Source organism: Rhizobium sp. N122 (assembly GCF_002211295.1).
Taxonomy (GTDB): Bacteria; Pseudomonadota; Alphaproteobacteria; order Rhizobiales; family Rhizobiaceae; genus Rhizobium.
Genome location: NZ_LOKU01000078.1, coordinates 218,187 through 236,594, shown reverse-complemented (window position 1 = coordinate 236,594; position 18,408 = coordinate 218,187). Strand labels below are relative to the sequence as shown.

The window sequence follows — 18,408 nt, the reverse complement described above, 5'->3', positions numbered from 1 at the left end:
ACCAGGCCGGCGGCGATGCCGGCGCCCATCTTGAGCGTGTCGAGCAGGGAGAACATCAGATGCCCTCGAGGCAGAACTGGCGTTCCTTCTGCCGGCGCCGGGTGAGGCCCGGAAAGGTGATGCCGGCCGCCCTATTGAATTTGAGGAGAGCTTCGCAGCCCTCTGCCGTTTTCCCTTGATTGATCAGACGAACAACGCTGGATTTGCACGCGGCGCCAACACCTAAATTGTAAGCAAATGAGGTCAGGGCGACGAAGCGAGGATCTGGCAGCGGGACCGTGACGCAATTGTCAATGCCCGCGGCGTACTTCTGCAGCTCGAGCGAGAGAAGCGCCTTGCACTGCGCGACCGTCTTGTAGTCGCCAGGCTTCACGCCGTTGGTCGATCCGTAGCAGATCGTCCACGGCTGGCCTTGTGTGGCCGGATCGGGATAGGCGTGCTGCCGAAGTCCTTCGAAGCCGCCGACGAGCGCCACAGCAGCCGCGGCAACCGCGCTGCCCTTTTTCATCCTACCTGTCATTCTCGTTTTCCTTGAGGGCCGGCTGGTGAATAAGGCGAGCGATCGGAGATGCCGCCAGGAAGAGGATGGACAGCCATTTCGGTATCCAGTCGTCCAGATACGGGACGATGTACGGCACGACCTCCAGAAAGCCGGCGGCATAGACGCACCACATCGATAGCGACCGCGCGAGTACGCGGCGCTTGTGCTTTACAAGGCGCATGGGGGCTCCAGTTTGTGAGGCAAAGAAAAAGGCGGCTCCGAAGAACCGCCTGTGGAATTCGATGGTCGTGATAACCGCTAAGCGGTGACGAGCCGCAGGTTGCCTTGTCCTTTGATCTTATCGAGGTGGGCTCGAATGATCCCCGAGCAATGCTCGCGAACGAAGGCGCCGACCTCATGCGGCGGGAACAACCATGTCCCGCTGTGGGCGCACTTGAATGCCTTGATGCCGTTGACCAAGCAGTAATTCGACAGCCGGATGAAAACCTTCCGCTGGATCGAGCGACGCCCCTTGGCTGGCACCTTGTAGTCGTTTTCGAGAATCTGCTTCACCGATACGTAGCTGACGACCGCAACTCGCGGATCGGCGGCAATACGAGCTTCCATCATCTGGTCGATGACGACCGGAAGCGTCTTTTCGATCTCCGTCACCTTGTGAGCGAGCATCTTGGCGATGCCGTCGGTGCGGCGGATCAATTCGACGATGTCGTGCGGGATGGCGGTCGGCATCTTGCCTTCCATGACGGCGCGCACCTGGGTGTTGCACCACATGTGAAATTCGTCCGAAAGGTATTTCGCGTATGCGATGCCGATCTGCCAGTGAGCGAAGGTCGCGCCGCCTTTGCCGCGCTGTGTCCGCATAATATGCCCGTGGGGCATATTTAAACTGAGCGATACGGCTTCGATGAAACCTGCTCCTTCCTTTCGTGCCCAGTTCGCCGGTCGCTTCGAATCGTCACTGCCGGCCGCTTTCCACATGTCTGTCAAGGACAGCATATCGCCTTTGTCGGCGATCACATGGCCTTGGTAGTTCAGTCTGGCTACTTGAAGATTTCCCATATATGGGTTCCCATCGTGACTGCTCCCCTCCAAGGGAGCAAGACATGAATGGGACGGCCGGCTTCCCAGGTGTCCAATCTAAGGGCCGACCGTCCCGCCGTGTTTGGAGCCACGGCATTCGCCGCTAAGCGAATCTTCTATTTTCTGACCTATCGGACGTCATCACAGCAAGAGGGGCCCTGTGGATATCGGGGAAAACTCAGCGTTTGCGGAGCAATTCTCACAGAAATCCGAACCCGTGCCGGTCACCTCGCCGCCAGTTATGGACGAGCATGGATAGCCTCCAGATTGTGGGGAGTCTCAGGTGTCAGTCGACGCGGAACGATATCCCATCGAGGGAAACATAATTCCCGGCGAAAGACTCCCCTAAACGAACAGCTCCGCCCGATAGGATCTGGATCTGCCGCGCGCCGCCGTTGTTCGAAGTAGCCACCGAGATGAACCGGTTTACTGCCGGTCTATACCCAGCCGGCAATGTGAACAGCGTTGTATAGTCGGCCGTAGCACCGGGCTTGATCAGCCCGTCAAGATAGACAATGCCATCCTTGAGCTTGGCGCGGGGCGCATATGTGGTTGCCGGCCCCGTCCATGCCTGCCAGCCATTTTGGAGAGCGGGGCTGCATGTGCCTTCAGCCCCATCCGGGAATTTGAATGGGAGCGGAAACAACGCCTTCCCAAGCTCGCCGACAAGAACGAGGTTCATCGGGTTACCAGGATGGACGTTACCGTCACCATAGGCCGGCGTTGGAAGCTGCTCCATCCAGCCCGCCTCGGAATGAGCGCGCGTGAACAATTCCAGCGTGTCGAAGAATGCGGAGTTGGTCTCCTCCGCTACCTCCTTCAAAACGGCGTTCTCGGCGGCCATGTTGGCGGTCGTCTGATTGTAATCAGGATTCCAGTTGTTGGCCGGGGTCTGGCCGAGGAGCAGGATCGATAGCTGCGATGGCGAGCGGGAGGCCCGGATCGTGGCAATAGCAGCAAGATGGTTTGCCTTGATCTGCGCCAGCGACTGCGCCCCACCTGTCGCCCAAGGCCGAAAATCATTCGTCCCGAAGTCAACGATTAGAAGGGAGGAATTCGCATGCTGGGCGACAAAATCGGCAGCCTTGCCATTCGCCCAGATGTATGAGTTCTCCCCGCCGAATCCGTCGAAACTGACCGAAACAGGGTAGCCGTTCGAAGCGCTCATCATGAGCTGATCGAGACGATACCCATCTGAGACGCCAATCCCAGCCACTTTGCTGTCGCCTACGAAGTGGATATTGACCGTGGCCCCTGCTGACCTCGCATTTACAAGGCCAGCATAGAAGGCCGCGAGGTTATCGCGGTAGTAGAGAGGATCGCTCATCGCGGCATTGCTCCAAAGGGAAAACGTCATTAAAAATGCAGCGATGATCTTCAACATCCCGCACGGATAACATTGTGATGGTGGCTGTCAACTATGGCTTATGACGCTGTCAGGGTTATGAGCCTTGGCTACATCCTCAAGCGTCTTTCTTTGCTTCGACGATAGGTTTTCGTCCCCTTGGATAAGGCCATCATCGCCCCACGAAAAAGGTAGGCCGCCGAGGCCCGCGGCAATGACTTCATCACCGAAAGTCGGGCCGATCTTAGGAAGCTTGTTCATCGGCTCACCCTCCCGGAAATTGACGTTCTGCGACCATCAACGTCCCCATACCAGGTGCCCGTTCCTGAGGAGACAAGCCCTATAAGGGTTGCATAGTGATATCCTTCAGAGAGCCCCGCTTTGATAGCCGGTGCCGAAAACGGCACGATGGCGGTATTGTCCACCAACAAGGATTGCGCGCCACCGGTCTCTGCTGTGGTGCCATCAAAGGCGATAGACGACCTGTTCTGCCCGCTCGCTGCCCCATTGATCGCGCTGCCGATCGCGGTTGTCTGCGCAACTTCCCCGGACCACAACAGGAACTCGCAACGGATTTCGGTGTTCAGTTCAACATAGGACGTGCTTGTCGTCGCCCGGTTCGCTGTGAAGTTGTTGAACAGCGATACGCCAGGGTCGTTATGCCAGGAGCGGGTGAAGCGCTGTTTCGCCGTGTCCGCCCACACTGGGCCGGCGTTCGGCCTTGCCATGCCCACGAGGGTGCGTGACGTATCGCCCGTCTTGACCTTGTAGCCAAGCGTCGTGTCGAAGACCGGAACCGTCGTTGACCGCTCGAGGGTCGGTGTCCCTGAACTGCTGAAAGCATAGATGTAGTACAGCGTTCCAGGCGTCTCGCCAGCGGGCGCCAGCGATATCCCGGATGTTGGGATCTGGAGTCTTGCGCCTGCGATGGTGATAAAATTGCCGGAGAACTTCGAATAAACGAGGTTGCCGCCGCTGAGCGCCAGGAACCCGTCCTGATATACGGTGCTGGCGACAACTGCAGCGTCGGCATAAGCGGTCGTTGCCAGTTTCGTTGAATTGTCGTTCGGAGACTGCGTCGGAGCGGTCGGATTTCCCGTAAGCGCTGGGCTCGCCAGAGGTGCTTTCAGTGCCAAATCTGAGACCAGATTGACGATCGTCGATTGCGCCTGCGTCCCTGTCTGATTGGCGCGGGCGAACGCATCCGCCGCGATATTCTGCGGGTCATACGTGGCCTTCGCCATGCCGCCGATATTGGCGAGAGACGTCGCAGCGTTCACCACGTCCGAAAGGTTGTTGGCCGATTTCAGAAGCCCTGTCGTTTCCGCGGCTGTGACGGTGCCGGGGTTCGACAGGACAAAATTCGTGCCGTTGTACCAGAAGGAATGATCCTTCCCGGCGACCAGGTCACCGACAGCCAGCGGGGCAACGCCAGCCGCTAGAAACTTGACGATCACGCGCGGATTGGCGTCACTCCATTTCAACGTCGGGGTCGTTGTCGTATTGGCCCGATCGATGCGGACACGAACCACCTCGTAGATGTTGATGAAGGCTACCCTCGATTCCGGCGTGACGACATAATCGTCTCCCGTCCCTGTTGTCAGATAAACGGGGTTTGACCGGTTCCAGAACCGCTTTATCGCGCCCATCATCATTTGGCCGATCTGCTCGATGAAGGCAGGGAGGCCAGGAGGCCAACCGAGAGGCGCGTTCTCTGCGTTCCGGTCGTCGCGCTCGGACCAGTGGGAGTCAGGAATATCTGGCATGTCTGGCTCCGTTAGCTTGTGCGGCCGCGATCATCGGACCACCCGAGGGCTTGAGCATTGGTGACAACGCTGGCGCTGGCGAACGACGTCCCCCGGATTTGCCGACTGGTGTTGATGCGGATAGACAGCCGGCCGAAGGCCTGCGTCAGGGTCGACGAGGAAACCGATGTGCCTAGATCGCCGCCGCCGCTGCCTGGAGACGTGTCCGTTTCATCCAATGAGTTGAACGAAGCGAACGCGATATTTGAGCCGGCAGCGATCGCCATAGCCAAATGAACCTCTACCGCAACGCCATTCGGCACGCTCCCTGCAGCCAGAGTGATGGTGCTTGTCGCCGGGGATACCGTCACCGCTGAAATTGCTTGTCGCCTTGTGACAAAGCGGAACTCATCGCCATTCTGAATGAACGCGATTATCGTGCCGCCCTGCCGGATGATATAACCGATGCGGCGCTTGCGGTCGTAGGCGGCCGGCATTGTCGGCGCGGTGGGAGAGAGGGAGAGAAGCGAATCCACCACTCCTGTATCCGATCGCTGAATGATGTAAGCCGAATACGTCCCGTCGGCGATGGAGCCGGTATCTAGCCAACCATTCCCCGAGCCCACTGCCCACGCTGCATCAGCCCGCTTGGTGATCGCGCTGGAAAGCGTCATGAGCACTGGCGTAGCGCCATCGCTACCCGCAGCCCCGGCGGAGATGTCGATGTCATTGACGGCGTCGGTGACATTGTTCGAGAGCGTCAGGCCCCAGAGATAGCCCCGAAGGAATGGACCGGTCGGGATGGACGGAGCAACGCTCAACAGGAGTTGGAAGGACGACAGTGCCGTCGAATACTGCACGAAATAGCTATTGCCCTGGACGATATCGCCAGCGACCAGCGCCACGGGACCAGCAGGGCTATTTTTCAGAACGGGGATGGGCGAGCTGCCGCCGACCGAAATAGTCATCGGGCCGGAGTTCGAAATCCCCGCTACGAACGAAATGACCTGACCATCAATGCCGCTGAACTGGGCGGCCGATAGCGTCTGAGCGTTTGCGGTTCCTGACGAGGTTCCTCCGAAGGACACGGCGCCGGAATTGGGCTCTGCGGTCTCCTGATCCCAGACAAGGTTTCCGAGCGAATCCTTGACGACCTGGCGATACGAACCCGACCCATAGATGATCGCTCGGCCGGCACTGTCGAGTGTGACAGGGTTGGTGTTCAGGATCGTCTGAGAGGCGTTCTGCCAGGTGTCCTTCGGCGTCGTGGTGCCGGGGATATAGAATTCGACCGTTCCAGAAGCCAGCGGAATACCGTTGGCATCAAGGAACGTCGTTTCGCCAGTCGGCAAAAGCGATGCCATCTTAACCTCTTCGATGTCGTGTGTTAAAAAGGCTGCCTACTCCCCACCTTATGGAGACGTGATGGCCGAGCGCCTTGGAGTTACTGTGTCGTGGATCGGCACGATCTGCACTGTGATCATGCTGTTGTTTTTCGGGAAGCTTGCGCTGGATGGTCAGATGACATGGGCCTTTTGGCCCACGACGATCACCGCCATCGTCTGCTTTCTCCCGCACTTGGCCGGAAGAGCTATCCGCTACGTCCTCTCCGGGTTTTAGATCGTCATTTATTGGGAGGACGTATCAGTTCATTCGGCACCTGCGTACCGATGCTGAGCGGAACAGCCCCACTTGATCGCAGCAGTGGCGTTTGAGCGCCGCGGATTGGTGCAAGCAACTTGTTTGCTGTTCCAGCAGGAGCCACAGCTTCACGGAAGCGCGTTATGTCGCCGCTGAGGGCTTCGGCCATCAAACGGTTCCTTGCGATGTCACGCGCCTGTTGTGCCCACTGCACGCCCATTCTGCCAAGCGATAGCCCCGCGCCAGCTACAGCCCCTGGGATGCCTCCAACGGTATATCCGCCACCAATGGCGATTGGAGCGTTAAGGCTTATTCCGGGGGTGATCTGCTTGACTTCGGTTAGCTTGTTGGCCGCCTGCCGCGGCGCAGTCTGGGATCCGGCAAATATCTTCGCGTTCGTCTGAGCGATCTTCTGCTCATCCTTCAGCGTCTGAACGAGCTTCTGTGTCTCGCTTTTGCCGAGCAACGCTTCAAGGCGAGCGACATTGAAGTCAACATCGGCGATGGCTTCACCCTTAGCCGCAGCGTTGCGAACGCTGCTGATTGTCTGATCGACTGCGACACGAGTCCCGACCTTCGCGGCGTCTAGTTCGGCCGGCGTGGCGTTTTTCACCCAGTCGGCCCAATATTCCGGCCTGTTTTCAAGGGAGTTCTTCCCTGTGCCGCCCTTGAAGACTTCGAGGCCTTTATCGAAGGCATCCTGGATCGCGTTATCATCGGCATACTGCTTCTGCGCCGGCCGATACTTGCCGCCTGTGGCATTATCGATCTGATCGACGATCTTCTGACGAACATCGCGCAAAGCATCGGCAACAAGCCGATCCTGACCGGAAGCGCTCTTGGCGAGTGTATCTGCTTCGGTGCGGAGGTTCGATTGTATCGTGTGGAGGCGATCGGCGTCCGTAAGCATCTCGTTGCTGTTGGCGAGTTTGGCGCGGACGCGGGCAAGCGCCTGTTCTACCGGTCCTTGCGGAAGATCGCTGACCTTCCCGACGACGCCGTTGATGCCGGGTGCAACCACATTGTCGATGGATTCTAGAACTGGCGTGATATCCACCGGCTGCGCGCCGGTAAGTGCGTCTCCGAATGCCTGCTTTGCATTTGCCCGTGTCGTCGCCTTCAGGCCATCGAGATAAGCCTTGACATCTGGGACGGCGCCGGCGGCGGCGTCATAGGCATCCGTCACAGCACCTTTCGCCCCTGCCGCACGACCTTCAACGGCCGAATTGATTATCGACCGTGGGCCGCCGCCCTGATTGGCGAGATTCATGCCCATCTGCTGAAGATTGGTATCCACATCCATTGGGTTAAGGCGTGGATTGCGGGCCATTTCAAAGCCGACGTCATCGACCGTCTTGCCGGATTCCGCCAGAGCAGCCGTGAGATTGTTGGCGGCAGCTCCTTTAGGCGTCATCGTCAGAAGCTTGTTGCCGGCGGCTTCGGCACCACGGAGCAACCCCTGCACCCCGAAAGGAGCAAGAAGAGCCGCACCAACTCGGGCATATGGTTCAACCTTAGTCCCTTCGGTGAACTGTCCCGCTGCCTCGCTGGCAACACTTGGAATGAGGGCATATTTGGCGATGTTCGTGAGCATATTGCCGCCACCAAAAGCAATGGTGCCCGGAAGAAACTCACCAAATGTCCCAGCATACTTACCCGGAACAGTCTTCGCCTTGTACAGACGCTCATCCATAGCGCCACGAAGCGTGTCTTGGCCAGCGTTCAATGTCCTGTCAATCGGGTTATCTGATATCTCTTCCGGCGTCGGAACTGGCATAGGATCGTAGCCGAACAGGCCGCGCACGGAGTTTATCGCGCCCACCTCATAAGGTGTGGCATATTTATCCAGCAGCCGTTTCGCTGTGAGCGGCAGCATGTGGAGTTCGGCGTCCCCTCGGACGAACCCACTACCGAAGCTCTTCCCCATATCCTCACTGATCGGCGGCGTCTGCGGTTCCCCCGTGATCAGCTTCTCAATCGGGTTATGCTCACGCTTCTGCCCACCAGTCATACCAGCGGCCGGGGCTTGCTCGTTCTGATCGAGACCCCATGCTTTGATTAGCTGCTCATCAGGGGACGGCGGGGCAGCAGCTGGCGGCGGTGCTTCGCCGGTGTCCTGAATACCCCATGCCCGCATCAGATCGTCGCCAGTAGGGGCGGGAGCCGCAGGCGGGGCCACAGGAGGCGCAGGAGTGGTGTTCTGCTGGTCCTCGGTCTCGCGGGGCTGCAAATGCGGGATCGTCACCAGCGGGGTAAACTGAGGCGTTGCGCTGCTACCGGGAGGCGGGACGTAATCAACGGTATGAACGAGGTTAGGCTGTATTGTGCCGTTCGCCATGGCGTCGGTTGCAGCCGCCGCACTGTTCGTGGGGTTCTCGATGTTGCTCGCATAGGAGTTGACGAACCTGTTCTTGGTCGTCCCCTGCTCAATGCCGCCGGGAAGGCTTGTCCAGATCGGAGCAAGTGCCTTCCCTACCCCGGCGATGACATTCCGATCGCCACTTCGCAGCGCTTCCGAAAGGTCACCGCCGGTCGCATCTTTATATGCGTCCTGTGCGAGCGCCCACGCTGCCTGATCCTGCGATTCCGGTGAGAAGTCCTTCAGCCCGAGCTTGTTGGCATATGTGTCCCATGTCCCCTTGATGAACTGATATTTGCCGGCGGCGGAAGAGGTTTTTCCTGCGTTCGGGCCGCTGCTGATCTCGACATTGATGCGGGGATGGTCGGACAGATCGGCAACCTTCTGCCCACCATAAATGGTGTTGTACGAGCCGCCGCTTTCAGGACCGGCGATCGTGTTCAGAAGCGCGATAGCTTCTGGAGGCAGCGTCAGCTTCATTTGCCTTGTTCACCATCGTTGACGGAAGGAGGAGCCACGATCCCGAGGGCCGTTGCGGTCTGCAAGGACTTCAGGAATTTCTGTTTGTCGTCTGCGGAGAGGCCCTTGAAATACTTCGCTCGCTCCGGCCCCTTCATGAGATCGAAGCCATAGGCGACCGGGTCGTTTTCGGCATTCCACTGTGTCGACCATTTCCCATAGGCCGAGGGGCTTTGCCCGGTCGCCCCGAAGGCGCGAACCTGGGCGTTCTGCATCCGGCGCAGAGAGAGCGCGGTCTTGACGACGTCGAGCGCCGCGGCGTTGGAAATCCCGAGGCTTGGATTGCCGGCGAAGGCCGCTGCCAGCTTGTCGTTCGTGCCGGTGTCGCCAGCCCCGCGCGCATATTGGACGAGATATTTCCGTGCCTCGTCATAGTTCTTCAGGTCATCGGTCGGAGCGATGACTCCCATTGAGGTCAGGAAGGACTGGATCTCCTGAAGCTGTTCCGTGCCTGGGCCTGTGCCCGTCGTGCCGAGGGCTTCTAGGGCAGGTAGCGCCTTCTGGAGCGGGACAACATCCTGCTGATAGGTCCGCTCTCTCGCGTTGTCCTGGCTGAACTGGTCGGCCGATGCTTGAGCAGCGCCCCTTTGAGCTTCGATCTCGCCAGCCGGCGGGCTTGTGACGACGCCGACGCTTGGTTGCGGCTGCGAGGTCTGGACCGGAGCCGGCGCTTGTGTCTGTGGAGCTCCTACCGGGGAAAGATCCTGCTGCTGGACGGGCATGGGAGGAGGAACGAGTTGGTTCGCTTGACCTGTCGGCGCCGACTCTGGAACCGCCGTGAGCGGGTTGACGCCGGCCTGCTGGAGCATCTGCCCCTGAGGAACAAGCACGGTGCGGCCCTGCCCATCCGTGGTCTGCACAAGGGCGGCGCGTTCAGAAGGACTCGTCGTGACGGGAATAGGCGCGCCGATCGGGCGAACGCCGGTAATCGGAGAGACCGCCGCTGGGGTGATCGACGACCCATTGTTGACGAACTGCGGCGAGCCGTAGATCTGTCCGAACCTCTCTTGGCCGGCCAGCGCCTGCGTGTTCATCGTCTGCAGCCACTGCGGGATCTGCGAGGGATCTTGCGGCATGGTAGCCATCGCCTGATCGCGCATCTCCGGCGTGATATAGCCGAGCTTTACCGCCTGGTTGGCATAGTCCGCAATAACCTGCGGGCCAGTTGCCGTGCCGATGCGTGGGTCTTGCGCCACAGAGCCGAGAAGACCCACGAACCCCTCGTACATCTTGTGGGCCTGATCGATCTTCGCTTGCTCGAGCTGGACATTACCCTGCTGCTGCTGAAGCTGCAGGAGTTTGTTCGTTTCCTGGGCGTTCTTGATGCCGGCAACGGTGCCGATCGTGTCAAGAAGGCTGTTCTGGTTGGCCTTTGGATAAAACGAGGTGTCGACTTCAGCCATTATTTGCCCCCGTACATCCCGCCCGACTTTAAGTAATCGTAGGACATGTAATTGTTGACGCCGTTGGTGAGCGAGTTCGCTGCCCCGTTGATACCGGCGGCCTGGGCATTGCCGCCCTGAATGAGGTTGTTGCCGATCGACTGCCCCGTCTGCGTAGCGTAGGCACCGGTCTGGGCCGCAGCACTTTCGCCAAGGGATGCAAGCCCCATAAGCCGGTTATAGGCGTTCGTCTGGTTGGTGTTCGCGTTGTTGAACTGGTTCTGATAGGTCGAGTCTGCCAGGCCAGTTGCAAAGGTTGCCGCGCCCTTGAGGGCAGCCCCCGACGTCCCGAGCCCGCGCGCCGCCGCGCTATTCTGCGTGGACTTCAGGCCTTGCGTGAGGTTGAACTGGTAACCCGGTGTTTTCTCAAGCGTTGCCTGATCCATGACGATCGGAGAAGTCAGTTCCGTGAGGCGGTTGGAAAGCATCTTCGTGGCGTTTTGGCCGGCCTCATTGTACGGCAGCAAATCCTCGCGGGTCTGCTGATACATCCGCTCTTGAACGTCAGAGGCTTTCTTCGTCGACTTCGCCTGCATGGCGGAGCCGGCCATTGATGCACCGGCGCCGACGACAGCACTACCCACTATAGCGGTGGCAACCATCAGGTTTCATCCTTTTCAAGGAACTGCCAGAACGTGATTTCCGTCTCGAAGAATCCGAGTTCCTCAAGGATCGGCCGAACATATTTGGCGTGTCTCGATTTCATGCCGATCTGCGCCAATCGGATTCCGCGGCGCCTGCATTCCTTCATCCATGCCGAGAACAGCGTCTTGCCGCCCTCAAGGCCGCGGCGGGTCGGATAGACGAAGAAGATATCGCCGGTCGCCGTCAGGCAGGACTGATAGTGCATGCCGGGGGCAATGAACGAGACGAGATAGCCGATCAGTCGTCCCTCTTCCCGCAGCGTGACATAGAGCACCTGTCCAGCCGCTGCCCGAGCAAGATAGAGCCCGAACTGAGGATCAAGCGGGATGCCGGCAAGCTTGTGTTCCGACAGTTCATCGTAATGCGCCGGCAGTAGCGGCTTTGCCTCTTCCAGTGTCTCGGCTGTCAGTTCCTCAACCTGGGCGGTGATCATCATTCGCACCTCAGATCGACGATCAGTACGATCCGGTCGTCAGCACTGTTGTTCACGACGCTGTGGATGGTGCGATTATCAATGTGCCAGACGTCACCCGAGCGGAAATTCATCTGCTCATCGCCGATATGGAAGATCGCGCCTGGCAGGCTCTGGAGGGCTACCTGATAGCGCTCGAAGTAGGTTGCCGGCGCCCCCTGATCTTCGTGCGGTGTAATCTCTCGCCCCGGCGGCAGTCTGGTGATGATCACCCGGCCGAGTCTCGTTGCTTCCACGGTCCGCATAAGGTCGAAGATGATGGACCGCGCCTGCGGCAGCTTATCCCACGCCGGATAGGCGATCGCTTCCTTATCGTCGGTGATCGTGGTCGGATCGCCGGTGCGCAGGTATTCATCGAGATCATTGAAGCGCAGGAGGATGTCCGAAACCTGCGCATGAGCCGTGCCTGGATGCTGCGTCCTGATCGGGTTAGCGTCCCAAAGCTCGGGTTGCCGCTGCAAGGCATTCATCAGCGGCGTGACGTTTACGCCGGCCGCAAGCTGCTGGAAATATCTCATATGACCTCAAAGGGGGATGAAGTTGATGGTTGGCGCAACCGTGTAGGAGACCGTCACCACATCGCCATTGGCGACCGTGACAGAGCGTGTCGTGCCGAGGGTGACAGTCGTGCCGGCCCTGGTGAGACTGACCGATGTCAATGTCCCGGCAGAAATCCCCACAGTGCCCCGCTGATAGGCGGTGAAGCTTGTCGGGGACGCAGAGACCGTAACGGGCGATATCGCCGCTGGTGCGCCCAGGAGAGCCCCGAAGAACCGTTGCCAGACAGGAGTGACGAAACCACGGTTGTCGACAAGCGGCTGGTTCGAGTTCGGAACGATCGGAGTGGTCATGTGGCAAGCGGCGTGGCGTCGATCCACGCTCCGTTCAGGCTGGTCTTGACCGGCGCCGACCACGACAGTTCGAACACCCGATCTCGAGCCGTCCCGAGCCCGCGCCATTGCGGCGATATCAGATGCTGACCACCGGAGCCCATAGACTGTATAACCGGGTTGCCGAATGACGCCCCGCGGTTGTCGCTCCAGCGGAGGGAGAGTTTCCACGGATCATCGGTCATGTTGCCGCCGGTCTGACCTACCTCGATATCGGCAACGAACTGGTTGTATTGCATCCGCTTGCCGTTGTTGACGACATGCGGAAAAGTTCGAATGCGCGGGATAGGAACTGTTCCGTCGAGATAATAGGACTGGTCGTAGACGTAGAGCGTCCCATTCTGATAGTCGCCCACAATCCCCTGGTTATAGGCAAAGGCGAAACAGTTGCCGCGATGGCGGCCCAGGTTGCCATTTCCGTCGATCGACGCCCGCTCATGCCATTGGCCGGTGGCAAGCTCATAGGCCCATGTCCGGTTCGCACTGGGGAAGGTCAGGACATAGAAGGCGTGGCCGTCGATCTGGTGGCAATAGCCGATCCCATCGGAGATGGTGTTATAGCTCTGGATATCGGCTTCAATTGCATGGGTTGAGATGCGTTTGACGCCATAGCCATCGGAGCGGACAACAACCGCCTGACCCTGCCGATCCATCGCCAGCCAGAAGAGATAGATATCCTGCTGAGAGAGGGAGTAGGGGGCGGCACATCCATGGTCGCAGAAAGCGCCTTGAACGCGGCCGAAGGTGAAATCCGCTGCTCCGGTGTTGGCCCAGATCTCCGACGTCAGTTCGCCGATCAGCCAGAGTTCGCCATGGATCGCCGCGACAGCCACGATGTCATCCGCCGACCCGGTCTTGGCCGCGATGTCGAGCGGGTCAAACCCTGTCCCGCCGACCAGCATGGCGTAGGTGACATTCGACCCCGAGATATAGAACTGCGCCGTACCGGGTCGGTTGAAGATGAAATAGGTGTCCAGATAGGTCACCCATGTGCCGCCGTAGAAGTTCGTCGCCGAGATCGTGCCGAAGGTCGAAGACGCCATGTCGATGGCATAGCTGGTCGCCGTGCCGTCCACGATGACGATTGCCAGACCATTGTCGGAGAACACCAGCGGGTTGAGCCCGATCGGAACCGTCCCGAGTGCCGTCCACCCGAAGGTGTCGGAGACGGCATAGATAATCGTGCCAGACGGGCCGTTGACGGCGGTATAGAGATTTCCATCGGTCGCCCGATAGGCTGCCCGCACGCGGCCGACTGTAGGCGACTGCGAGACCTTTCGCAAACCTGGCGTCGGGTAATGCGTCACGGGAACCGGCGGCGTACCCTCTGGCGGGTTCACCTCTGGATAGAGGTTGACGCACCGCTGCGCCGCCGCGATCAGACTGCGGGATTGATATGCGCCCCCAAGCAGCGGCAGCCGGGAGTCCTTACCCATCATATCGGTCCGAGAAGATATTGTAGTTGCTGCCGCCCCTCATCAGATCGCGCGGCATCTCGAGCGTGGGGATCTGCGCATTGGAATTGCGGATGACGTTCAGGGCGACTTTGGCCAGACCGATAAGCTGCGGGTCCATCGGCATCTGGTATTTCACCCGCAGCCGGACAGCGAGATTCACGCGTAGCGCTTCCTCGTATTCCGGGGGCAGGTTGATGGTATCGTTGAGACTGGAAAAGCTCTGGAGCGTGGCCTTGAGCGAGAGGTGGATCTCATATTGGTTCGACGGGACAGGCCAGATGTAGATGTATCCCAGGGGATAGCCTGAATCGTAGAACAGGCAGGCAGGGAACGAGTCCATGCTCTTCAGCGCGATCCGATTGTAATCCTCGCGGGAATTGAGGACATCGAGCGGATAATCCACCTGATTACCGGGAACGCCGACCACCTGGCGAAAGAATGCCGCTTCCACGCGATCAGGACGGGGATAGTTGAGATCGCCGCCGGAGCCTATGGAATAATTCAGCGAGCCGTCGGCTACGAACGCCACGTCGATCAGATGATAGACAAGCCAGCGTTGGCGCGACCATTGCGCCATCATGGCGTTCAAGCGCTTCAGGCCGTCGTTGATGTCCTCGGCAAGCGCCGTCTGGCCCACGCCGATCGCGCCGGCATCCTTCAGCGCGTCGTTGATCAGATCGCGGGCCGTGGTCATCAGTTAGCAGCCTTCGGCTTCGGTGCGCGGGTGGTCTTGGGAGCAGCCTTCGGCTTCGGTGCGCCCCCCCCTTCATTGTCGGCGCCGGAGCGCAGTTCCAGTTTCGGAGGCTCCGAGACGCCCCATGCTTCAAGCTGCTCGCTTTCGCGGTCGGCATCCCGCACGATCACCTGCTCGCCCGTCTTCGGGTGGTAGATCATCTTCGGGAATTCCTGGAATTCTGTCATTGGTCGGTTGCCTTCGGATATCTGACGTCGGGCTGCGCCTCACCCCAGTCGGGGCCAAGCGCTTGCTCTTCCTCGATCGTGTCGACGGATCGGGAAACACCGGTCAGGCGGTTGTAGAGGAGTTTTGGGTATTCACGCGAAGGGCGGCCCGAAGACCGCCCCCCTTTGTTGAGCTTGAGATAGATCGTGGACATTATTCGTCCCTTTCGCGTCTGGTGTAGACGCGGCTGGTCTTTCGAGGCGGTCGAACCATTTTGCGTGGGTCCGTCCACCCGTAGCGAATGCGAGAGCGAAGCGTGGGAATGGGAACCCCATACTTCTTTGAGGCTTCGTCAACCTTCATTGGGCCTGCCGGGGTGTTGATCAACCGGCTATCACGCCGATTGTCAGCCTGTTCCTTCGCCGTGGCCCACGTGCAGTTCCCAGGCTCGTAGTTGCCGTTCACGTTCAAACGCTCGATCGAAAGGCCCTTGCGCCAAGTTGCGCCCATGTCTTCCCAGAAGGCTTCAAACGTTCCCCAGCGTTCGCAGACTGTGATACCGCGACCGCCGTACAGAGAGAATCCATCGTCGTTTTCATTTTCACACCGGGAACGCATATAGACCCAACTGCCATAGGCAGGATGACGGCTCATGCCGTGTTTAGTGCTGGCCTCAGATATGAATTTTTTCGTCATGCAGCCGCAGCTTTTGGACACGCCTCTCTTGAGATCGGCCGCCCAAACACTCTTTTCAGTCCCGCAATCGCAGCGGCAAAGCCAATACGGCAGCTTCCCTCTGCTCTCGTGGAAACGGAGAACGCTCCAATTCGCGAAGCGTTCTCCAGTGATGTCAATCTTGAAACCCATGGCAAATTCCTCTATTGCTAGAGTATTGTTATTGCCATTATTTTCTCCGATTTTAAATCACTATATACGGTCGGCCAAAACTACCGCCCACTCGGGACGGACGAACTTGTATCCGTAGATTACATCCAGACGTGTCGCGAGCTGGTCCGTGCCGACCACGTAGGCGGTGATCATGCGCAGCGAAATGCCATCCTGCTGGCGCCGTGCGGCCTCGTGGACGCCCTTCGGCAGCACAAGGTCAGCGGTGGCAAGCGTGACGGCTTCCGGGGCGTAGGCGATGTTTTTGCGGTAGATTTCGCTCGGCTTGCTGACCAGCGCGACGGCTGCAGCGTTGGCCGGGGAATCCACCACGGTCTGGTACTGCACCGCCTGGCCACCCGAGCTCGGCGTGATGGCCGGATAGATCGGGATGGAGGTCGCACCGTTGGCCACATCGGCCGTGACGACGAACTGGCGGAGTTTACCGGTGGTCTGCTTCGTCACGCGGTTGACGGCATAGACGCCGGCAATGGTGATGATATCGCCCTTGGTGAAGGTGCCGGTGATGGCGTTGACCGTGAGGGTCGTGCCGGTCTGGCCAGCGCCGTTGACAGTGCCGCCGGCCGAGAACGTGCCGGTGGTGTGCTTGACGACGGTCTGGTCCATGTACCAATCGAACGACAGAGCGTTCTTCATGGAACCGGTGCGGTACTGCTGGGAGATTTCCTGCGAGGGGTTGAAGAGACCGGAGAGTGTGGAGACGATACGGGCTTCCGTATATTCGTCGACCACGATCTTGCGACCGGGCATCTGTGGTGCGGAGTTGGATTCCAGCGCCGACTTCGCCTGCAGAGCGGTGTCTGCCGTGGGCGAGATGATGTTACTGGAGCCATCGACGTTGGAGACGAAGTTGCAGACGCCGCCTTCCACGCCGGACATGACGTCATAGGCGACGGCGCCGGCGAGGTTGTTGATCATCGGCATGAGGACGCGCTGGGAATAGTCGTCCAACTTCATCGTGCGCTCTGCGGTGCTGAACGACACGTCGACGCCCTTCTGGGTGGACAGATTGAGCGACGTGTACTGCTCTGCGGTGTCCTGCGCCTGGAGCGCCGTGCCGGTACGGACCGTGTAGTCATTCGGCAGGCGGATGCGCAGGCTGTCACCGATCTTCGCGCCGTCGACGGCAAACTGCGCGTCGTACTGCGTGTCGATGTTCTGGATGAACATGTTGGAGTTCTTGAACAGCGACACCGCGGCGCGCGTGATCATGTCGATCGTGAGGATCGAATTTGCCATGTTTCGGGTTCCTTGAAGCTAAGGCCGTGCGGCCGTGCTGGGAGAGGGATCGCAGTCCTTTCGCTGCGAGGTGCTTGCGGAGCCCGAGTGCCGCGGTAGTCATTGCTGGGCGGAATGCCTGGATATCGGACCAGTGACCGAAAGAGCCCCGGATTGCCTGCCGGGTCAGGTCATGCTTGTGATGGTCAGCGCTTGAGTTTTGCCGCCATCATCTTGTGGTATTCAGCCGACCACGCGTCTTGATCTGCATCTGCGTCTTCAAGAGCGGTTGCCGGTTTCGTCTGGCCTCCGATTGGGGTAACCGGGGCCGGAACCTTGGAGATGGGCTTCGGTGTCGGTACGGCCGGCTTTGCGAGCTTGTCGCCCATGCGCGCGATCTCCAGCGCCATCTTCACCGGAGACAGAGACAGGATTCGCTCCGCCTCTGCCGGGTTGCGGCCAAGCTCGGCGAAGACCTGATGACCGTTTTCGAGTTCGGTGATCGCGTCTAGGAATTCCGGCCGGGTATTGATCTCGTGCCCAAAGGCAGAAACCAGAGAGACACGCGCCTCGTCGAAGTCCGGGATGTCCGCCACGCCCTTTTCGAAGGTGGCGTTACAGGCGGCATTGCGCCGCGCCATTTCGCTGTTGGCCGATTCTTCGCGCCGGATGTTCTCGCGTTCCTGCCGGCGAATTTCTTCAATGGATGGCGGAGTGCCATCGGCCGGCGGGTCGGATTGCGAGGACGTGTTGCCACCACGGAGGCGCTGAAGCTCTGCCTCGGCATCTGCGGCGCGTTTCTCGGCTTCCCGACGCTTGTTCGTCTCCTCGTGGATCCGCTTCATTTCCCATGACAGCGGCTTTTTCTGCTGCGGCTTGGGAGTTTCGGGCTGCTGATGTTCTTCGGTGCCGGCCTCGGTTTGGCCTTCACCTTCGCCGCCTTCGGTGCCTTCACCTTGGCCGGCGTCATGATGCTGTTCGTCATTGTTCAGCTCCGGTGCTGTTTCGTTCCCCGGATTGGCCGCAGTTTCGCCGTCTGGCTGGCCCTGCGTGGCCATCAGTTCGTTCGGGTCCATGTGTCACCATGTCGAGAGCCCTGTGTGCCGCACAGGTACGGGGCCACAGATTACCCGCTGTGTCGGGAACTGGTCTTGACGTCCATGCAGTGCGGCCAGCGCTCAGCATCGTAGGCGAGGTCTTGGCGCTTCTGCATTTCGTCGTCGTGTTCGCGCGGGGCGAGACGGGCCGTTGCCCTCGCCTGCCCCGCAGCGCCGATGTGTTGAGCG

General features: G+C 59.5%; 21 protein-coding genes. 1 reads left to right on the top strand and 20 read right to left on the bottom strand.

What is annotated here, in order from left to right; translation table 11 throughout:
• Positions 1–55: 55 nt before the first annotated feature.
• From ATY75_RS32530 to ATY75_RS32500, 7 genes are all read right to left on the bottom strand, one after another.
• Positions 56–520, bottom strand: a complete 465-nt coding sequence (locus tag ATY75_RS32530) for a lysozyme (protein ID WP_088940624.1) — start codon at positions 518–520, stop codon at positions 56–58.
• The gene (locus tag ATY75_RS32525) at positions 510–722 is read right to left on the bottom strand and encodes a hypothetical protein (protein ID WP_088939874.1); all 213 of its coding nucleotides are present in this window, start codon (positions 720–722) and stop codon (positions 510–512) included. The genes ATY75_RS32530 and ATY75_RS32525 overlap by 11 nt, the downstream gene beginning before the upstream one ends.
• Before the next feature lie 77 nt (positions 723–799).
• A complete protein-coding gene (locus ATY75_RS32520) occupies positions 800–1,594 on the bottom strand; it encodes a KilA-N domain-containing protein (protein ID WP_143535384.1) in 795 nt (264 codons plus the stop codon).
• A 274-nt stretch (positions 1,595–1,868) separates the two neighbouring features.
• The gene (locus ATY75_RS32515) at positions 1,869–2,966 is read right to left on the bottom strand and encodes an SGNH/GDSL hydrolase family protein (protein WP_088940622.1); all 1,098 of its coding nucleotides are present in this window, start codon (positions 2,964–2,966) and stop codon (positions 1,869–1,871) included.
• 30 nt (positions 2,967–2,996) lie between these two features.
• Positions 2,997–3,188 (bottom strand): hypothetical protein, encoded by a 192-nt coding sequence (locus ATY75_RS32510; RefSeq protein WP_088940621.1) that lies wholly within the window; start codon positions 3,186–3,188, stop codon positions 2,997–2,999.
• Positions 3,185–4,693: a hypothetical protein gene (locus ATY75_RS32505; protein ID WP_088940620.1), complete on the bottom strand. Its 1,509-nt coding sequence runs from the start codon at positions 4,691–4,693 to the stop codon at positions 3,185–3,187. The genes ATY75_RS32510 and ATY75_RS32505 overlap by 4 nt, the downstream gene beginning before the upstream one ends.
• Positions 4,694–4,704: 11 nt before the next feature.
• On the bottom strand, positions 4,705–6,036 hold the full coding sequence (locus ATY75_RS32500) for a hypothetical protein (RefSeq protein WP_088940619.1): 1,332 nt from the start codon (positions 6,034–6,036) through the stop codon (positions 4,705–4,707).
• 61 nt (positions 6,037–6,097) lie between these two features.
• Between ATY75_RS32500 and ATY75_RS32495 the strand changes: the two genes are divergently transcribed.
• Complete coding sequence (locus tag ATY75_RS32495) at positions 6,098–6,292, top strand: hypothetical protein (RefSeq protein ID WP_088940618.1); 195 nt, start codon at positions 6,098–6,100, stop codon at positions 6,290–6,292.
• Positions 6,293–6,296: 4 nt separating this feature from the next.
• On the opposite strand, the gene ATY75_RS32490 is transcribed toward ATY75_RS32495, so the two are convergent.
• From ATY75_RS32490 to ATY75_RS32430, 13 genes are all read right to left on the bottom strand, one after another.
• Positions 6,297–9,152, bottom strand: a complete 2,856-nt coding sequence (locus ATY75_RS32490) for a glycoside hydrolase family 104 protein (RefSeq protein ID WP_088940617.1) — start codon at positions 9,150–9,152, stop codon at positions 6,297–6,299.
• The gene (locus tag ATY75_RS32485; RefSeq protein WP_088940616.1) at positions 9,149–10,594 is read right to left on the bottom strand and encodes a hypothetical protein; all 1,446 of its coding nucleotides are present in this window, start codon (positions 10,592–10,594) and stop codon (positions 9,149–9,151) included. The genes ATY75_RS32490 and ATY75_RS32485 overlap by 4 nt, the downstream gene beginning before the upstream one ends.
• Positions 10,594–11,235 (bottom strand): DNA transfer protein p32, encoded by a 642-nt coding sequence (locus tag ATY75_RS32480; RefSeq protein WP_088940615.1) that lies wholly within the window; start codon positions 11,233–11,235, stop codon positions 10,594–10,596. Before ATY75_RS32480 ends, ATY75_RS32485 begins: the two co-directional genes overlap by 1 nt.
• Positions 11,235–11,714, bottom strand: coding sequence for a hypothetical protein (locus ATY75_RS32475; RefSeq protein ID WP_088940614.1), 480 nt, complete (start codon positions 11,712–11,714; stop codon positions 11,235–11,237). Before ATY75_RS32475 ends, ATY75_RS32480 begins: the two co-directional genes overlap by 1 nt.
• Complete coding sequence (locus ATY75_RS32470) at positions 11,711–12,268, bottom strand: aspartyl/asparaginyl beta-hydroxylase domain-containing protein (RefSeq protein ID WP_088940613.1); 558 nt, start codon at positions 12,266–12,268, stop codon at positions 11,711–11,713. Before ATY75_RS32470 ends, ATY75_RS32475 begins: the two co-directional genes overlap by 4 nt.
• 6 nt (positions 12,269–12,274) lie before the next feature.
• Entirely contained in the window at positions 12,275–12,601 is a 327-nt protein-coding gene (locus ATY75_RS32465) for a hypothetical protein (protein WP_088940612.1), read from the bottom strand.
• Positions 12,598–14,076 (bottom strand): hypothetical protein, encoded by a 1,479-nt coding sequence (locus ATY75_RS32460; RefSeq protein ID WP_143535383.1) that lies wholly within the window; start codon positions 14,074–14,076, stop codon positions 12,598–12,600. The genes ATY75_RS32465 and ATY75_RS32460 overlap by 4 nt, the downstream gene beginning before the upstream one ends.
• A complete protein-coding gene (locus ATY75_RS32455) occupies positions 14,069–14,791 on the bottom strand; it encodes a hypothetical protein (RefSeq protein WP_088940610.1) in 723 nt (240 codons plus the stop codon). The genes ATY75_RS32460 and ATY75_RS32455 overlap by 8 nt, the downstream gene beginning before the upstream one ends.
• Entirely contained in the window at positions 14,791–15,018 is a 228-nt protein-coding gene (locus ATY75_RS32450; RefSeq protein ID WP_088940609.1) for a hypothetical protein, read from the bottom strand. The genes ATY75_RS32455 and ATY75_RS32450 overlap by 1 nt, the downstream gene beginning before the upstream one ends.
• Positions 15,015–15,212: a hypothetical protein gene (locus ATY75_RS32445; RefSeq protein WP_088940608.1), complete on the bottom strand. Its 198-nt coding sequence runs from the start codon at positions 15,210–15,212 to the stop codon at positions 15,015–15,017. The genes ATY75_RS32450 and ATY75_RS32445 overlap by 4 nt, the downstream gene beginning before the upstream one ends.
• Entirely contained in the window at positions 15,212–15,865 is a 654-nt protein-coding gene (locus tag ATY75_RS32440; protein ID WP_088940607.1) for a hypothetical protein, read from the bottom strand. The genes ATY75_RS32445 and ATY75_RS32440 overlap by 1 nt, the downstream gene beginning before the upstream one ends.
• A gap of 60 nt (positions 15,866–15,925) precedes the next feature.
• On the bottom strand, positions 15,926–17,143 hold the full coding sequence (locus ATY75_RS32435) for a P22 phage major capsid protein family protein (protein WP_088940606.1): 1,218 nt from the start codon (positions 17,141–17,143) through the stop codon (positions 15,926–15,928).
• 185 nt (positions 17,144–17,328) lie between these two features.
• Entirely contained in the window at positions 17,329–18,198 is an 870-nt protein-coding gene (locus ATY75_RS32430) for a hypothetical protein (protein ID WP_088940605.1), read from the bottom strand.
• Between the last annotated feature and the right edge of the window lie 210 nt (positions 18,199–18,408).

Coding starts and splice junctions, on each gene's coding strand:
- ATY75_RS32530 (WP_088940624.1), bottom strand. CDS start 520: ATGACAGGTAGGATGAAAAAGGGCAGCGCGGTTGCCGCGGCTGCTGTG.
- ATY75_RS32525 (WP_088939874.1), bottom strand. CDS start 722: ATGCGCCTTGTAAAGCACAAGCGCCGCGTACTCGCGCGGTCGCTATCG.
- ATY75_RS32515 (WP_088940622.1), bottom strand. CDS start 2,966: ATGTTGAAGATCATCGCTGCATTTTTAATGACGTTTTCCCTTTGGAGC.
- ATY75_RS32510 (WP_088940621.1), bottom strand. CDS start 3,188: ATGAACAAGCTTCCTAAGATCGGCCCGACTTTCGGTGATGAAGTCATT.
- ATY75_RS32505 (WP_088940620.1), bottom strand. CDS start 4,693: ATGCCAGATATTCCTGACTCCCACTGGTCCGAGCGCGACGACCGGAAC.
- ATY75_RS32500 (WP_088940619.1), bottom strand. CDS start 6,036: ATGGCATCGCTTTTGCCGACTGGCGAAACGACGTTCCTTGATGCCAAC.
- ATY75_RS32495 (WP_088940618.1), top strand. CDS start 6,098: ATGGCCGAGCGCCTTGGAGTTACTGTGTCGTGGATCGGCACGATCTGC.
- ATY75_RS32490 (WP_088940617.1), bottom strand. CDS start 9,152: ATGAAGCTGACGCTGCCTCCAGAAGCTATCGCGCTTCTGAACACGATC.
- ATY75_RS32485 (WP_088940616.1), bottom strand. CDS start 10,594: ATGGCTGAAGTCGACACCTCGTTTTATCCAAAGGCCAACCAGAACAGC.
- ATY75_RS32480 (WP_088940615.1), bottom strand. CDS start 11,235: ATGGTTGCCACCGCTATAGTGGGTAGTGCTGTCGTCGGCGCCGGTGCA.
- ATY75_RS32475 (WP_088940614.1), bottom strand. CDS start 11,714: ATGATGATCACCGCCCAGGTTGAGGAACTGACAGCCGAGACACTGGAA.
- ATY75_RS32470 (WP_088940613.1), bottom strand. CDS start 12,268: ATGAGATATTTCCAGCAGCTTGCGGCCGGCGTAAACGTCACGCCGCTG.
- ATY75_RS32465 (WP_088940612.1), bottom strand. CDS start 12,601: ATGACCACTCCGATCGTTCCGAACTCGAACCAGCCGCTTGTCGACAAC.
- ATY75_RS32460 (WP_143535383.1), bottom strand. CDS start 14,076: ATGGGTAAGGACTCCCGGCTGCCGCTGCTTGGGGGCGCATATCAATCC.
- ATY75_RS32455 (WP_088940610.1), bottom strand. CDS start 14,791: ATGACCACGGCCCGCGATCTGATCAACGACGCGCTGAAGGATGCCGGC.
- ATY75_RS32450 (WP_088940609.1), bottom strand. CDS start 15,018: ATGACAGAATTCCAGGAATTCCCGAAGATGATCTACCACCCGAAGACG.
- ATY75_RS32445 (WP_088940608.1), bottom strand. CDS start 15,212: ATGTCCACGATCTATCTCAAGCTCAACAAAGGGGGGCGGTCTTCGGGC.
- ATY75_RS32440 (WP_088940607.1), bottom strand. CDS start 15,865: ATGGGTTTCAAGATTGACATCACTGGAGAACGCTTCGCGAATTGGAGC.
- ATY75_RS32435 (WP_088940606.1), bottom strand. CDS start 17,143: ATGGCAAATTCGATCCTCACGATCGACATGATCACGCGCGCCGCGGTG.
- ATY75_RS32430 (WP_088940605.1), bottom strand. CDS start 18,198: ATGGACCCGAACGAACTGATGGCCACGCAGGGCCAGCCAGACGGCGAA.